The organism is Paenibacillus sp. CR_12 (assembly GCF_041953985.1).
In the GTDB taxonomy this organism is placed as follows: domain Bacteria; phylum Bacillota; class Bacilli; order Paenibacillales; family Paenibacillaceae; genus Paenibacillus_AQ; species Paenibacillus_AQ lautus_A.
Window position 1 is genome coordinate 20,694 of record NZ_JAVFHO010000006.1, and the last position, 16,228, is coordinate 36,921.

Genomic DNA, 16,228 nt, shown 5'->3' on the forward strand with positions numbered 1-16,228 from the left:
TTCCTCCCTAACTACAGTTTCAGTTTTCCGAAATCATCACCGAATCGAACATCTCTAGCCAACTCATTGGCCCGTGCGAGCGACGCATGCGTTCCCGCATCTGTCCACCAGCCTTGAAGCACATCGAAGGTAAGCTCTCCTCGTTCAATATATGCATTGTTGACGTCTGTGATTTCCAATTCGCCACGAGCTGACGGTTTCAATGTCTTAATAATATCAAAAACCATATGATCGTACATATATATTCCCGTGACAGCATAATTGGACTTAGGCTGCTCAGGTTTTTCTTCTATGGAAATGATTTGGCTGCTTTGAATTTCCGGAACACCAAAACGGTTAGGATCAATCACTTCTTTAATTAGTATCTTGGCACCAGACATTTGGCTCTGGAAGTTAGCCACATACGTGGAGATGTCATCCTCAAACACGTTATCGCCGAGGATCACCGCCACTGATTCGCCACCTGCAAATTGCTCTGCAAGGTTCAATGCTTGAGCAATGCCTCCTGCTTCATCCTGCACTTTATATGTAAAGGAGACCCCCATTTCGCTACCGCTACCTAATAGGTTTACTACATCCCCCATGTGGTCCTTCCCCGTCACAATGAGTATGTCTGTAAGGCCTGCTTGGCGGAGTTTATATACCGGGTGGAAGATCATCGGATAGGCTCCGACTGGCAGAAGGTGTTTATTGGTGACTTTGGTTAAGGGATAGAGGCGTGAGCCTGTTCCGCCGGCTAGGATTATGGCTTTCATGAGCTTTTCCCTTCTACTAAAGAATACTCTACTGCTATTTCTCTCTTTAAATGATTGACAAACTCATAATAGCTTGAACGATCAAATTCAATAGCATCAGTCTTCTGCTGTGTTGCCTGTTCTATAAGCGCTAAACCCTTCTTTTCCTGATTTTGATATCTCGGTATTAAATGGATATGAAGATGCCTTACCGCCTCACTAATTGTCACAGTATAGAGTCTTTCTAACTTCGAAATATTCCTTAGTACTTTCTCTAACATTGGTAGAATTATTGTCATTTCTTCAAGTTCGTCAGCACTAAAACTTTGCCATTCTTCCACATGTCTTATAGGCTCTAAATAGATATAACCCAAAACTTGTGAACCAAATGGACCCGCATATAGAAACCAGTGGTTGCTTTTATATAAAAATGAGTCTTGATCAACTAGACGATGTTTCTCACAAATTAAACATTTCTCTACTCGCTCCATTATTCTACACCCGAGTTTTCATCTAAATAATCTTCCACTCGCTTCAAATCTTCAGGAGTATCCACACTAATCAGAATATGATCCGTATCTACAACTTTTATTGAAATACCATTTTCCAACGCTCTTAATTGTTCTAGCGATTCAGCTAGTTCTAGTGGGGACTGCTGTAATTTAACAAATTGACTTAAGAATGACTTTTTATAAGCATAAACACCAATGTGTTTATAATAATCAACATCGTCACGCATATCTCTGTTATACGGGATTGGAGATCTTGAGAAATAGATAGCTTTACCGTCACTATTAGTAATTACCTTAACTACATTAGGATCATCAACATCACTTAAATGTTTAATTTTCGATTTAAAAGTAGCCATTTGAAGTTCTGGATGCTCTTTAAATGATTGAATCAACTCATCTAACATCTTTCCATCAATAAGAGGCTCATCCCCTTGGACATTAATGATAATATCAGCATTAATTACGCTTAAACATTCTGCTATCCTATCAGTACCGGTCTGGTGATTACCGCTTGTAAGTATACACTTACCACCAAACGCCTCTACTTTATCAATAATGCGCTGGTCGTCTGTCGCCACCAAAACCTCACTGATGGATTTAGCCTGTAGAACATTTAAGTATACATGCTCAATCATGGCCTTTCCTTTAATGTTGGCTAGCGGCTTACCTGGAAAACGTGTCGATCCATACCTTGCTGGAATAACTGCAACAACCTTCATATTTTGTGACCTCCACAGATTATATCATTCCATATTTCATCAAAAGCATCACTTGTAACATTTAAAGAATAAGAATACTCCTTGTAATTATGAATAAATTGCTCGATTTTATCAAAATCAACAAACGTATGTCCGTCTAGTAACATACGAATTAACCGCTCTAAATGCTCCCAATCTCTTACCTTTTTAGCTAACCCTTCCCCTGTATAGAGGCTTTCACCTAGGACAAACACATTCTTCCTCATCTTCAACGCCTGATAACCGACACTTGAATTAATAGTTATCACTGCTATAGCTCGTTCTAGTAAAGACGAGGTATCTCCAGTTTTAACGAATATTATATATGGGGACCTATACTTTTCTTTTAAGAATTCTAGATATCCGTTTATCTCCTGTCTCGGATGCTCCTTAATAATTAGATTAATTGGTTTACTTCTTCCCTCATTTACTGATTGAATAATCTCCAGGCACCTAGCAATAACAACCTCTTGCTCCATATTGAAATTATCAATTAACTGTGAGTCGGTTATAACTTGCAATGGAAAGAAAATAAACTCTTGAGGGAGCTCAGGGTTCTTATAGAAGATAGTATCGCAAATATTTTTGATTTTTCTTATTATTGGTTGTGAATGCTCATACCTCAATATATATCTGTATCTACTACGAGATCGTTTTAGTACAAAACGCAACCTTCTATTAATATATTCTGTAAGTTTGGTTACTGCTGGAATGATGCCCTCTTTTTCATGGGCTTCGCTATATTCAAGAGAATTTCTTCTACAGGTTTTTTCACTGTTTTCAAAACTACTCTTAGCATTTATCCCTATGCTATCCATTACAAAAGAATTAGGCTCATAGCTATTTTCAAAATAAAAGACCTTGGTACTTCTTTTTATTTCTTCGAATTGAAGGAGCGCACTTTGAGGTAAAATGTACCCGTTCCAAACCATAAATATATCAATACGACATGAAGCGAGGAATCTTTCCCATAACTGTTTATATACTTTGGACTGAAAAAACAATTGATCTGGTTGAACAAAATGCTTATGGCTCCACCTGCCCAAAATCTCGTTTTTTTTCATCTCGAAATGAACGACATCCATTTCGGTATTAGTGTCCCTGCGCATATCATCACTCATTGAGATTTCAACAAAAAGATCTGGTAAGAATATTGCCGTAACTATTCTTTTTTTTTTGAGATACTCATAGCTACTAATAGAAGGACAAACAAAAACGGCTTTCTTAATATAACCTGTGCTCAACCATGCTTCTGCCATAGAATAGAAGAGCTTAGCTTGATACCGTACAATAGGAAAAAAACAAACCGTATCGATATTCATTTGCTATCACGCCTTAACATTTCATTGACTTGCAGCAAGCATCTTCGTATCCATCTACGTTTATTAGTATCAAAGAATGTTTTTTTATATGAAAGGTTGCGTTTCTGGGAAGCTAACTTTCTTAATACTGATCTACAGTCCGTTAAATGTTTTAAGTCACGATTATAATATTTCGCATAATAAATCAAGGTACCTGCTATTAGCTCTTCTATTGATAAAACCCGATTACGTCGATTAAATCTTTGAGCGTCGTTAGTTAACCCCCAACCAGCGTAAAATGGTCCACCGTAGGTGAAAACTTTCTTTCCTTGCAGTAAACTATCAAATCCAACTTGTGATGTAAGGGTATGCACCTCATCTGCAACCTGGATACACTGTAAAACACTTGCCCTAGTCTCAATATGATCACAAAATTTAGTGTGTTCTATTCCTTTGCGATTCTTCATATAAACGTCGGGATGTGGTTTATATAGAATATAATCTTCTGGATATTTGATCCTAAGATATTCCAACAACTGCTCGATTGTCCTAAAATCACCATTGCATCCATATCTTATAGAGGCATCATCTTCAACTTGACCTGGAACAAAAATAATTTTTTTACGATCGCGATTCTCTAGCTTAAAACTCGAATTATAATCGACATTATATTTTGTCAAAGAATGATCTAATATGAATTGCTGTATAAGCTTAGCTTCTTTAATATCATACTCGTCAAATTCTTTATTATTTAATATATATTCGAGCTTGCTAGGCTGCTGCGAATTAAAGTATATTCCTATTTCATCAATAACAAGTGACCAAGGCTCGTGGAAATTTGATCCCAAACCTACTGATCGATAAAAACCATCCTCTATGCGTATTAGGGAATTGTCAGGGATCTTATAAGATTTCTCCCCGCCATAGCTCCACACTACATAATTATGATTACTGGTATGATCGACATCTGTTACTGATATGTTCTTAGGAAGAAAACATGTATCTATAGTGCTTTCCGGAAAAAATGGTCTTACGAAGTTCCTCTTCCATTTTGGAAATTCAAGAAAATAATATTTAGTTTTTGCTTGTACTTGATTCTTTTCTTTGTTTATATACGTAAGAACATCCATCAAGCTTCCTGGTATCCCCGTTTGTGGTCGAATATAACTAGGGTATAACAGGTAAGAGGCTGCAAAAAGTTCCTCTACAGTCCTTTTCTGAACTCTACGCTCAGACATTATACTGTCTGTTGTTAACCCCCATGAAGCGTAGAAGGGCAATCCGAAACATGATACATTTTTATTCAACATTAACGCTTCAAAACCGAGCTGAGAAGTTACTACCAAGACCCGGTCCATTTGTTCTATCAATTCGATCGGGTTAGTATCTACATTTATAATCGTTACTCTATCATTCACAATAGATAATTCACTGAGGTAGCCTTTCTTTTTACCTGCGATAACATCCGGATGATATTTTATATAAATGTTCGCATCAGGATACGTCTCTAATGCATAACGAAACATCTCCTGAAAAGTAGATTCATTAGCTAAACCTAAAGACACAGACATATCATGCAAGGTTTGATCCACTAGTAGTATATTTTCTTTACTATTTCTTTTAACTTTAAAACTATCCAATGTATGATTATACTTACTAATCTTATTATGTTGAATGTATTCTAAGCATTCTCTAGCTTCACTTATAACACTTCCAGTAAAATTCCCTTGATTTAACAAATCCTCTAACTGCGAAGGGGTCGTCGCATCATAATATATACCTATCGGATCAGCTATAAGTGATAATGTTTGGCGATTTTTTACGCCTAATTGTATCGAACGAATAAAACCATCTTCAAGTGAGAGATAGGGCACATCATATTTTTCAGCCTTTTTAATCGCCCGCATTGCGCTTGGCTTTTTACCCCAACCGGCTATTTTGGTTATGTTTTCCATATTAGTCGGATTGAGTATAACCTCGTCTTGTAGGAATGATTCCAAAAAGGGAATCGCTGCGATTCCTTTTGAATATATGCCAATCAAAGCTCTACTCCCCTTTGTTCCCGTTAAGAATACGATCAACCAATCGTTTAACTGAATCCTGATCTGGGTTTAAATAATATATCTCAGAAAAATAATTAAAGCGAATGTAATATAAAAACCGTTGTACTAGATCCTTCTCAAAAGTTGAATTTAAAACAGTATTCAAATCCTTCACTAAGTCTTTTATATTGTTGACATGATGTGCGATCCCCTCAATATTGTAAAAAGCATTTCCAAGTGTTATAACTTTTTTATTTGCAGATAAAGCCTCAATCCCAACAGTTGAATTAATAGTTATCACACATTCACTTTTGGCAATCAGTTCATTTGTTGCAATTGATGACGTAATTGCTAGATTGTTATTCTGGCTACAGACTCTCAAAATATTAAACAAATCTAAATTTGGTTCCTTGAGCTTATACATAGGATGCGTTTTAAAGATAATCTTAAGATTATCTTTATACTCAGTATTATAACTGTTTAGTGATTCGGACAGCACCCTAACAAGTTTCAGCATAGTTTTTATGTTTGGTGAAAACAACATCGTCTGGGTATCTGATTCTAATTGAAAGGGTACAAATATGAAACGTTCCCCTGACTCTATCATTTTTTTCGTTATATCATTGTAGTTATCCATTTTTGTTTGAGCTCTAAGTTTCCTAACATGTGCTTTTAATATGATAGCACGCTTCATTAACGCTTGCTTCACTCTCTTATGTCTAACCGTATGATTAATTCGATTAATGATTCTTTTTTTATTAGTCTTTTCTTCTTTTTGAGCCGTTGCATCACAAATAAGTCTAAATTCCTTTGTAATCTCTTCATCTTTCCATGCAACTTCCGGTGACTCAATAAATTCATTAAATCTATGTTGATCAAAGTCGATATTCATATAGAATTCTCGTGTTCTTGGCAGTGAATTTTCATAATTGATCCCTTTAGAATCGACAGTCAGAGTAAAGGGCCTAAAATAGCCATGTTCAAATATAAAAATCGGAATATCATGCTTCCTAGCATAGTGGTATATGGTTCTTTCCCTAATTCTGATTCCCCAAACAATAAACATATCTATCCCATACTCAGCATCGGCTCTATGAATTCGCTCAAGATATTCTTTGGCTTGGTTTAGAGATATTTCTTTATTAGCTGAAGAACCAACGTTTGACTTTATCATATCTTCAAGCTCACTGCTGGAATAATTACGGTATTCACTAAACTCGATATAATCGTTACTAATAATGTTAACTCGCTCCGCATTTATGTTTAATGCACGATATAACTCTTCATCCCCGTCTATACCTTTTCCATTCGGAATGGAAAAATAAAAGCACCGACATTGGCGATGATTCAACTCCTCTGTCAAGCGCTTTAATAAAACAGGGATACCAAATTCTATATTTCCCATACTTGAGATAAAGACATTAATGTTTACCATCCCCTAAGACCAGCTCAGTCATCTATTAGAATATGCTATATAATCTTTCAATATCTCCTTCGTTCCTCCCTGTGCAATAAGCTTACCTTTATCTAGCCAGATAACCTCGTCACACATTTCCTTAATTAGATCATCACTGTGGGACACCATGACAACAGTCCTATCCGATTTAATTAAGTCTTTAATTTTCGCACTACTTTTCTTACGAAACCTTGCATCGCCGACGCTAAATACTTCGTCTATAAATAGCAGTTCGGGATCAATATGGCAGGCAATAGAGAAGGCAAGTTTAGATTTCATGCCTGACGAATACGTCCTGACTGGATTAGCTAGAAAATCGCCTAGTTCAGAAAAGGCTATGATCTCATTCATTTTCTCATCAAGCTCTTTCTTAGTTAATCCTAGTAACAGGCCATTAATATAAATATTTTCGTAACCTGATAAATCAGATTTAAATCCGGTAGCCAGTGTAAGAAGTGAGGAAGAATCTGTATGGATTTTTACATTACCCGAATCAGGAGCATAAACGTTTGCCAATACTTTTAACAATGTTGATTTGCCCGCTCCATTCTCACCTATGATCCCTACTGTCTTTCCCTTTTCAATCTTGAAGGTTATATCATGCAGAGCCTCAAAAACCTTCATTTTGGAATCCTGTTTCGAAGCTTTGAAAGTATATGTAACCCATTCTTTGAAGCTCAGGCTTTTGATGAAGCGATATTGCAATGATAAGTTCTCAACTTCGATAATTTGATTCATTTTTCAGAATCTCCCATTTCAAACAATTTTCGAATAACTTCGATCAAACGCATATAGCTTGCGTAACCCATAAAATATCAGTAAACAACTAATCGAAGTCCAGATAAATAGTGCTATATAGTGTGGAGATTGACCGTACATAATCACATTACGGTAACTCTCAAAAAAAGTAGTGTTAGGATTTAACCAAAACAGCCATGAATACTGCTCGGGAACAATATCTAAGCTGTACATTCCCGGAGATAAATACCACCATATTCTATTAACATGCGATAAAAAATTACGCATATCGCTAATAAACACACCAAAGTGAGTCATGACCAATGACACCGCAAAAATAAAGAGAAAATTAGATGCGATAATTATGATAATTTCAAAGAAGTGAAGTGTAGGAACAATTTTGAAGAAAACAAGCATGGCTAACAATATTATAAATCCAAACAGAAATTTAATTAAATTAACAACCGTTTCCTGAAACGGTAAAAGAAATTTAGGAACGTACACTTGATTTAACACACCACTATTGGCTTTGATGCAATTAGCACTGTACATCACAGTAGAACTGAACCATTTCCAGCTTAACAATGCACAGAATACAAAGACTGGGAAGTTGGCCTCACCCTTATCAAAAATGAATGCCACAATAATGGTATACACCAACATCTGAAGTAATGGATCAAGCAACCACCAAAAATACCCTAGTAAGGTGTTTGAAACTTTCAACCTTAGATTCACACGAATATTATAAGATAAATAATCTTTATATTTTGATACATCATTTATTGCCCTAATTATCATTTTCAAAATCCTCATTCTTTTATTAAGGAAACTATTACAATATAAATAACTATCTATTCTTTATTTTAATAGTGTTTATCACTTTACTCATTATCTTTCTTAATAAACTTCTCTTATTGTTAAAAATAAGATAGAAGTTTCCATTTGAATTAGATCGAAATAATACGGAACCAAGGAAGCTTCGATTAATAATATTGATTTTTTCACTACTCAAAAATTTATTCAGTTTTATTTTTTTACTGAACTCACGGTAGTTAATACGAACTGAAAAATACCACTTTTCCAAACTAGCATCTTGAAAGCTCATTTCTTTAGTTAAAAGTAGATCTGATGAGTAATGTGACGTTTCATTTACGACGTATTTGCTAATTAAAATTTCATTATGTGTTCCTTTCTGATAGTTATTCAAATACAACCTTATCTCAATGTCATTGTTCTCGATCCAGTCAGTTCTTAGTATTAGTGAGAATCCTATCCGTATCTTTTTGGAAGATACTCTTACGTAATCAAGATAACAACTAACAATAAAATTATTAGATATATCTAAATAATCTTGGTAGTATGAGCTAATATTCAAATTATCCAAATAAAACTTACCATTCTTGTACTTAGCTAAAAACTTTTTAACATCTAATGGATTTATAAAATCATATTTATTCTCTAATGTACAAACATAACGTATTCTATTTTGATCTGATAGTCTATTTAAAAACATTTCTGGCATAGTCCTTAAATATTCGTTAATAAGCCCTTTATAGCATTTCTCTTCAAGGGGATTAATTTTTGAAACGTCGCTTAAAAACGAATTCAATATGTTATTGTATTTGAAGAAATTCCACTCTTCTTCTAATTCCTTCGGTAAATCTAACATTCTATCACAAAGATTATTAACAGTAATTCTATCTTTTAAATTCTTCAAAGTATGAACTTGTTGAGAGATAGAGGGATTATCCATCCTTTCTCTAACTCTCCAAAAATAAACTATATTTGGAAATACAGTCACACTATCTGCATAATTATAAGCAGCTAGTGAAAAGAGAGTATCTTCATAGTGAACCCCTTCAACAAATCGGATTTTTTTATCTTTAATTAGAGCGCTTTTGTATAATTTATTTGCGACAATACCGTTATGAACAACATAGGGGATATCACGCACTTTTTTATTTTCAACATCTTTACTAAATAATATATCTGATCCATAAGGTTTATATAGTTTTCCTGAATTAGAATTGAATCTCCAAGCCTGACCTAAAATAATATCGCTATTCGTTTTTTTTGCAATACTATAAAGTTCTTGGTAAATATTTACTGGTACATAATCGTCTGCATCTAAAAACGCTATGTACTCTCCATTTGATAGTTCAACGCCCCTATTTCTAGTAAAACCCAGGCCTCTATTTTCTTGGCTGTAGATATGTAAATTAGTGTATTTTGATGCAAATTCCTCGCAAATCGTAAAGCTATTATCAGTGGATCCATCATTTATTATTATTACTTCTAGCCCCTCTAACATCTGATTAATAACAGAATTAAGACAATCAGAAATATATTCCTCGACATTATAAACTGGGATAATTACTGTTATCTTTGGTTTCATAAATTCTTTGATCTCTACTTTCGTTTAACATTAACATCCTATCAACTACCCGTTTAATAGACTTATCGTCTGCATCTGGATAGAAACATTCTACAAAATAATTAAATCGCAAGAAATATAGATACTTATGCAGTAATTCCTTACGTGGTTTAAACTCGATAATATCATCAAAATCTCTATCTAAATTATCAGGATGTACATTACAAACTAAACCATCAATATTATAAAATGTATTCCCTAAAGTAATTACTGGTTTTTCATTTACTAAAGCCTCTATTCCAACTGTAGAATTAATAGTAATTACAGCTTTGGAGTTTTTTATGAGATAATCTGTGCTAATATCCTCGGCTATTTCAGCAACTTTGCTTTTTCCAACTAATTGCATTATTTCTTTTATATCATAAGATTTTCCATCTGATTCTTGTAATGGATGCGGTTTATAAATAATCTTGAGATGTTTTTGTTTTTCATTCCTATTATTATAATTAAGTACTGCTTTTAAGGTTATTTCAACTAATTTCTTCATATAAGAGATATTAGGTGAGTTCCTAATTATTTGAGCATCTGATTGTAATTGAAACGGAACAAAAATAAAATCACCATCATCAAGGTTCATCTTTTTTGAATTATCAGAGAAACTGTTATTCTTTATTGGTTTCTCAATCTTAAGTTTATCCAGAAATTTATCAGTCAATCCAGCATCAATTTTTGCTATCTCAGGTCTCAGCAAATATTTGTTATATCTATCATACGATACATTAATATCTTCATAGAATTCTGGATTTCTCGGCAAAGAATTCTCAGAGTTCACCCCAAAATTATCAACGGTTAATGTAAAAGGTCTAAAATAGCCATTTTCGAAAATTATTACTTTCTTCTTGTTTTTCATTGCATATTTATGGATGATTCTAGGGATCAGGGCAGTTCCCCAAACAACAAAAAAATCAACACCAATTTCCTTGTCATAGTATTTCAACGACTCTAAAACTTTCACAACTTTACTTCTATTGTTAATTGATTCGTCTTTATCATAAACTAATTTGTAATATTCATTTAGAAAATAAGTGAGATCTTCTAGTTCATCAGTATCATACTTTTTAAATTCTGTATAAGGTGGAGAGGTATTAACAATCAAAGGAAGCCTACTTGCCTGTATGCCTAATGAATCGAATACTTTTCCGCTTTTTTCTATTCCCACATTACTTTTTTGATATAGATAAAAACATTTAAAATTTCGTAATGATAGCTCGTCTGTTAGCTTTTTTAGCATCACAGGCATCCCTACTATTTGATTACTAAATTCCATTTTCCCAAAACCAGTAAAAAAAATATTCATTTTATATATCTACCCATTCTATGAATGATTTTTTTGATATTCGTTCTAACTCTAGAGGAAAACCCATTTAGATCTATAATTTTATATCTAGTGAAATTAAAGTTAAGGTTATTATTTTTATTTACAGAAGTAGATAGAATAACTTCATTTTTCTTGAATTTATGAGTAAGCTTCCCTAATGAGAACTTAGGAGAACCGATCCTCGTTTCAAACTCCTTTTTTTGATTTGTAAATCTTATATAAAGCCCCATCTTTAATTGATTTAATCTATTTTCATTCATTATCTTCTGCACTTCATTTACATTAATTACAATCTTATAACCAGTATAATCATATTCACCATCGAAAACATACGTCAAATCTTCTCGTTTCATTGATTCTGTTTCAACCTTATATTCTTTATTATCCACTTTAAAAAATGCTTGATATAAGAATTCACCTTGCGGATAATTAAAATACTGTTTAAAGGCATAACCATACAATTGAATGGTGTCTGAATCAACTTCTATGTTATCAATCCCTTTTATAATTGATATAGAACTTGTAATATCAAACAAATGATTTACAACTTCAATTGGTTTACTGTCACAAGGAATCAATTGGATATAATTATTGTCAATATTCACAAGTTCAATAGGAAGATTTGTTTGGTTTTTTTTTCGAAAAATAAAGTCTTTGACCTCAAAAAATCTATCCGTATAATCATATATCAATGAATGGAAACGCAACTTATAATCATCATTTAATAAGGCTAAAATATCATTATCATATCGCATTAATTCTGTTTTAAGTAAATGAATGTATGCTGGTTTATCAAGCATTGAAACATTGTTCACCATCAGACTGTATGAAGCCAATAAGTTTCGGCATTTAAATAAATTCCACTGATTTTCTATAATTCTTCCAGGATTGATTTCTGCGATTAACTCATCACACATTTTGTTTATGTTTAACCTGTCTATCAAGTTGTTCAAATTATTATTCGTTTGAGATATTGATAAATTATCACGATCCTCCCTGATTCTCCAGTAATAGCATACTCTGGGTGAAACCACTATTTTACTTGCTAATAGGTATTCTTTTAATGAAAAATAAGTATCCTCATAAAGAATGTTCTCAGGAAATAACAACTCATTTTCTAATAAAAACTGTCTTCTATGCAATTTATTTGCAACAATTCCATTATGAAGAAGTTGAGGTGTATTTTTTATATTAGTTATATAGTCAATACCTTCATAAACACCTTCAACAGGATCATAATCGTGACTCTCTCTTGTATTAAACCTAATAGCTTTCGCTAACACAACATCGGCATTATTGTAATATTGAGCCAATTGGTACATTATCTCATAAGTATTTATTGGTACGTAATCATCCGAATCAAGAAAAGCAACATATTCGCCTTTTGCTACCATCACACCATAATTCCGTGTATTTCCCAATCCTTGATTTTTTTTATGTATCGCTTTGAAATTGTGATACATCTCAGCGTATCTATCTATGATACTTCCACTACTATCAGTAGAACCATCATTTATCATTATTACTTCTATATCCTGCATTGTTTGTGAGACTAACGAATCTAAACACTCAATTAGATAGTTCTCTACATTGTATACAGGAACTATGACTGATATTCTGTAATCCACTTAGCCACTCCTTTATTACAAACAATTACTTGATAATTGTTTAATTATATCTTTAATTCCATCCCTGAAATCAATTTTAGGCGCAAATCCAATAACATCTTTTGCTAACGTTATATCACAAAATGAATCTTTAATATCACCAGGTCTTGGTTGTTTGTACTTAACATATACATCATCATCGAGATTTTCTTTAATCACGTCGAGTAGTTCCTTTAAACTAGTACTATTACCAGTACCGACATTTACTACTCCTGTGTAATTCGATTCAAGAGCTTTTGTATTTGCTGCTGCTATATCCTTTACATGAATGAAATCCCTTCGTTGAGTACCGTCTCCATAAATAAATAAGCATTCCTTTCTCTGAATAGCACTAAGAAATTTAGTGATTACCCCTGAATACTGTGAATTGGGGTCTTGCCCTTCTCCATAAACATTAAAGTACCTTAAACCAATGGAATTGATTCCATACACTTTTCTAAACAACTCGGCATACTGCTCATTTACATGTTTCTCCAATGCATATGGTGATATCGGTTTTGGACTACTGTCTTCTCTGCATATCATCACACTCTGATTCCCGTACACAGCTGCACTAGAAGCGAACACCAATCGAATACCTGTGTTTACCATTCTGATTCCATTTAGAACATTCAAGAATCCGCTATTATTTATCTCGTAAGAAATATCTGGCCTCATAATGGAAAACTGTACAGAGACTTGTGCTGCTAAATGAATCACACCTGTAACATTTTTTAATGCCCGAAGAACAGTCTCATAGTTTCTAATATCTCCATTAATTATATCGACATCTTGTAACCCTAATAGATTCTCAACTTTTCCAGTACTAAAATTATCAAGTATGCGTACCCTATAACCTTTGGTTTGCAGCACCCTAACCGTTTGAGAACCGATAAATCCTGCACCACCCGTCACAAGTATCATATCTCCAAATCCATTCCTTTGTTATTTATTAATGCCTTTCAAAACATCATGAACTCTTAAAATCCCTAGATACTTACTTCCATCCATAATAGGTACGACCGAAATCGAACGTTCACCTTGTTCCATCATCTTAATGGCATCTACAACTTTAGTACCTTTTTGAATTACTATTGGATAAGGCACCTTAATCTCACCAGCTAGCAAATTAAAGCATTTCTCTTGATATTTATCTAGAAGTCGTTTCAAATCACCATCAGTGATGATCCCTACAACAGAATTATCGTCCATGACCACTGTAGCACCTATTCTCTTTGTAGTAAGTTCAATTAGAACTTGCTTGAATGAATCCATTTCATTTACTGCGGAATAACTTTTCTCTGACAAAAGGTCTTCTACGCTCAAAGTTAAAATAGATCCTAATGATCCTCCTGGATGATAAACAGCAAACTGTTCTTCACTAAATCCCTTCATTTCTGCAACAATCGTTGCTAACGCATCCCCTAATGCCAGACTAGCAATAACACTGGATGTCGGAGCTAAATTTAAATGTCCCGCCTCTTTCTTTATTCCAATTCTAAGAACAACATCAGAATACTGAGCCATTTTGGAATAAGGATTAGCAGTTATTGTGATTATACTGGCTTTCAAGTTTTTAATAGCAGGATAGATTGCAATCAATTCTTTAGATTCGCCGCTCTTGCTGATTCCGATCACAATATCATTTTCCTGAACAATACCTAAATCGCCGTGAACGGCTTCAGCCGGATTGAGATATACAGCCGTAATTCCTAGACTAACCATGGTAGCGGCCATTTTTCGTGCGGCATGTCCGGATTTACCAATACCCGTAACAATCAATTTGCCCGTGCATTCATTCATCAATGAAATTGCTCTGATAAAATTCTCGTCAAGCAGTTCTTTGGTTTGATGAATAGCTTCAATCTCTTCTTCTAAAAGATCCTGCGCCTTCTTAAATATCATATCTGTTCCTTCTATAGAACTAGTATTCATATACAACAGTCCCATCTTTTAATCATTTAATATCACTTCGTCAATGAATTCGCGGATTGCTCCTTTACCGCCACTAGAGTTCAAAATGATATCTGCTGCTTGCTTAGCTTTCGGATGAGCATCCCCGACTACTACGAATAAACCAACTTCATCTCGTACCACAACATCGTTTACATCATCACCAATATAAGCAATCTCTTCTTTAACTAATTGGTGTTGTCTTTTCAATGTCCGGATAACTTCATCCTTATTACCACATTTTTGATATACAGAAGTAATCCCCAATTCTTTTGCACGCTTTAATACAATATCGGATTCACGACCCGTTATAATTGCAAATTGGATACCTGCCTGCAGCGCAAGTTGAATGCCCATACCATCTTTAACATTAAATCCTTTGAATATTTCTCCATCCGTTCCAATGTAAATAGAACCATCTGTCATAGTACCATCAACATCTAAACAGATTAATTTTATTGAAGACGACATATTAAAACGACCCTTTCGTTATCTTGTCATACTGTTGAAGACGCTCTAGTAAGTTTTTCAACTCATGAAGTGGTACCATGTTCGGCCCATCACTAAGAGCATTATCAGGATCGTGATGGATCTCCATAAACAGAGCGGCGACACCAACACTAATGGCTGCTTTAGATAATGTAGGTACATACTCACGTTGTCCTCCAGATGATGTTCCGTTCCCACCTGGGATCTGAACACTGTGCGTAGCGTCAAAGATAACAGGATAATCCATGCCTTTCATAATTTCCAATCCACGATAATCCACTACTAGGTTGTTATATCCGAAACTAGTACCGCGTTCAGTTAAACAAATATTATAATTACCAGCTTCCTCTACTTTCTTTACGATATTTGTCATATCCCAGGGTGCTAAAAACTGTCCCTTTTTCACGTTAATCGTTCTACCCGTTTTTGCAGCAGAAACTAATAGATCTGTTTGACGACACAAATATGCAGGAATCTGTAGTACATCGGCAACTTCTGCCACAGGTTCTGCTTGATACGACTCATGAATATCCGTAACAACCGGGAGTTCAAAGGTTTCCTTTACTTTTCGAAGGATCTTTAGACCTTCTTCCATGCTCTGTCCACGGAAAGAACCTCCAGAGGAGCGATTAGCTTTGTCGAATGATGCTTTAAAAACGTATGGTATCCGTAACTCTGTTGTAATATCTTTAATTTTTTCAGCTAAATGCATTACGACATATTCTGACTCAATTACACAAGGACCGCCAAATAAAGCAAAGTTATTATGGTTTGAAAGTGACACCGTTTGGGATACGTTAACAGTTCTCATTTAACATCTTCCTTTTTAGTTGATGAAATAAACTACGTTATTTACTATTAATTCTAC

Annotated in this window: 15 protein-coding genes; all 15 read right to left on the minus strand. The window is 34.3% G+C overall.

What is annotated here, in order from left to right:
- Positions 1–11: 11 nt before the first annotated feature.
- From RB297_RS21805 to kdsA, 15 genes are read right to left on the minus strand one after another with little or no spacing between them, the layout of a single operon-like run.
- Positions 12–755, minus strand: a complete 744-nt coding sequence (locus RB297_RS21805) for a sugar phosphate nucleotidyltransferase (protein ID WP_375121420.1) — start codon at positions 753–755, stop codon at positions 12–14.
- Positions 752–1,225, minus strand: coding sequence for an HIT family protein (locus RB297_RS21810; protein ID WP_375121421.1), 474 nt, complete (start codon positions 1,223–1,225; stop codon positions 752–754). Before RB297_RS21810 ends, RB297_RS21805 begins: the two co-directional genes overlap by 4 nt.
- Positions 1,225–1,965, minus strand: coding sequence for a 3-deoxy-manno-octulosonate cytidylyltransferase (kdsB, locus tag RB297_RS21815; RefSeq protein WP_375121422.1), 741 nt, complete (start codon positions 1,963–1,965; stop codon positions 1,225–1,227). Before kdsB ends, RB297_RS21810 begins: the two co-directional genes overlap by 1 nt.
- A complete protein-coding gene (locus RB297_RS21820; RefSeq protein WP_375121423.1) occupies positions 1,962–3,305 on the minus strand; it encodes a capsular polysaccharide export protein, LipB/KpsS family in 1,344 nt (447 codons plus the stop codon). The genes kdsB and RB297_RS21820 overlap by 4 nt, the downstream gene beginning before the upstream one ends.
- On the minus strand, positions 3,302–5,326 hold the full coding sequence (locus RB297_RS21825) for a capsular polysaccharide biosynthesis protein (protein WP_375121424.1): 2,025 nt from the start codon (positions 5,324–5,326) through the stop codon (positions 3,302–3,304). Before RB297_RS21825 ends, RB297_RS21820 begins: the two co-directional genes overlap by 4 nt.
- A 4-nt stretch (positions 5,327–5,330) precedes the next feature.
- Positions 5,331–6,761, minus strand: a complete 1,431-nt coding sequence (locus RB297_RS21830; protein WP_375121425.1) for a capsular polysaccharide export protein, LipB/KpsS family — start codon at positions 6,759–6,761, stop codon at positions 5,331–5,333.
- Between the two features lie 18 nt (positions 6,762–6,779).
- On the minus strand, positions 6,780–7,520 hold the full coding sequence (locus tag RB297_RS21835) for an ABC transporter ATP-binding protein (protein ID WP_375121426.1): 741 nt from the start codon (positions 7,518–7,520) through the stop codon (positions 6,780–6,782).
- A gap of 18 nt (positions 7,521–7,538) precedes the next feature.
- Positions 7,539–8,318: an ABC transporter permease gene (locus tag RB297_RS21840; RefSeq protein WP_375121427.1), complete on the minus strand. Its 780-nt coding sequence runs from the start codon at positions 8,316–8,318 to the stop codon at positions 7,539–7,541.
- A gap of 49 nt (positions 8,319–8,367) precedes the next feature.
- Positions 8,368–9,915 (minus strand): glycosyltransferase family 2 protein, encoded by a 1,548-nt coding sequence (locus RB297_RS21845; protein WP_375121428.1) that lies wholly within the window; start codon positions 9,913–9,915, stop codon positions 8,368–8,370.
- Entirely contained in the window at positions 9,878–11,251 is a 1,374-nt protein-coding gene (locus RB297_RS21850) for a capsular polysaccharide export protein, LipB/KpsS family (protein ID WP_375121429.1), read from the minus strand. Before RB297_RS21850 ends, RB297_RS21845 begins: the two co-directional genes overlap by 38 nt.
- Positions 11,248–12,900 (minus strand): glycosyltransferase family 2 protein, encoded by a 1,653-nt coding sequence (locus tag RB297_RS21855; RefSeq protein WP_375121430.1) that lies wholly within the window; start codon positions 12,898–12,900, stop codon positions 11,248–11,250. Before RB297_RS21855 ends, RB297_RS21850 begins: the two co-directional genes overlap by 4 nt.
- A gap of 15 nt (positions 12,901–12,915) precedes the next feature.
- A complete protein-coding gene (locus RB297_RS21860) occupies positions 12,916–13,833 on the minus strand; it encodes an NAD-dependent epimerase/dehydratase family protein (protein ID WP_375121431.1) in 918 nt (305 codons plus the stop codon).
- Between the two features lie 30 nt (positions 13,834–13,863).
- Positions 13,864–14,823, minus strand: a complete 960-nt coding sequence (locus tag RB297_RS21865) for a KpsF/GutQ family sugar-phosphate isomerase (protein ID WP_375121432.1) — start codon at positions 14,821–14,823, stop codon at positions 13,864–13,866.
- 48 nt (positions 14,824–14,871) lie between these two features.
- On the minus strand, positions 14,872–15,342 hold the full coding sequence (locus RB297_RS21870) for a KdsC family phosphatase (protein ID WP_375121433.1): 471 nt from the start codon (positions 15,340–15,342) through the stop codon (positions 14,872–14,874).
- 1 nt (position 15,343) lies between these two features.
- On the minus strand, positions 15,344–16,171 hold the full coding sequence (gene kdsA, locus RB297_RS21875; protein ID WP_375121434.1) for a 3-deoxy-8-phosphooctulonate synthase: 828 nt from the start codon (positions 16,169–16,171) through the stop codon (positions 15,344–15,346).
- Between the last annotated feature and the right edge of the window lie 57 nt (positions 16,172–16,228).

What these genes read in the sequence shown, in the direction of transcription:
- RB297_RS21805 (WP_375121420.1), bottom strand. Translation starts at nt 755, where the DNA reads ATGAAAGCCATAATCCTAGCCGGCGGAACAGGCTCACGCCTCTATCCC.
- RB297_RS21810 (WP_375121421.1), bottom strand. Translation starts at nt 1,225, where the DNA reads ATGGAGCGAGTAGAGAAATGTTTAATTTGTGAGAAACATCGTCTAGTT.
- kdsB (WP_375121422.1), bottom strand. Translation starts at nt 1,965, where the DNA reads ATGAAGGTTGTTGCAGTTATTCCAGCAAGGTATGGATCGACACGTTTT.
- RB297_RS21820 (WP_375121423.1), bottom strand. Translation starts at nt 3,305, where the DNA reads ATGAATATCGATACGGTTTGTTTTTTTCCTATTGTACGGTATCAAGCT.
- RB297_RS21830 (WP_375121425.1), bottom strand. Translation starts at nt 6,761, where the DNA reads ATGGTAAACATTAATGTCTTTATCTCAAGTATGGGAAATATAGAATTT.
- RB297_RS21835 (WP_375121426.1), bottom strand. Translation starts at nt 7,520, where the DNA reads ATGAATCAAATTATCGAAGTTGAGAACTTATCATTGCAATATCGCTTC.
- RB297_RS21840 (WP_375121427.1), bottom strand. Translation starts at nt 8,318, where the DNA reads ATGATAATTAGGGCAATAAATGATGTATCAAAATATAAAGATTATTTA.
- RB297_RS21845 (WP_375121428.1), bottom strand. Translation starts at nt 9,915, where the DNA reads ATGAAACCAAAGATAACAGTAATTATCCCAGTTTATAATGTCGAGGAA.
- RB297_RS21850 (WP_375121429.1), bottom strand. Translation starts at nt 11,251, where the DNA reads ATGAATATTTTTTTTACTGGTTTTGGGAAAATGGAATTTAGTAATCAA.
- RB297_RS21865 (WP_375121432.1), bottom strand. Translation starts at nt 14,823, where the DNA reads ATGATATTTAAGAAGGCGCAGGATCTTTTAGAAGAAGAGATTGAAGCT.
- RB297_RS21870 (WP_375121433.1), bottom strand. Translation starts at nt 15,342, where the DNA reads ATGTCGTCTTCAATAAAATTAATCTGTTTAGATGTTGATGGTACTATG.
- kdsA (WP_375121434.1), bottom strand. Translation starts at nt 16,171, where the DNA reads ATGAGAACTGTTAACGTATCCCAAACGGTGTCACTTTCAAACCATAAT.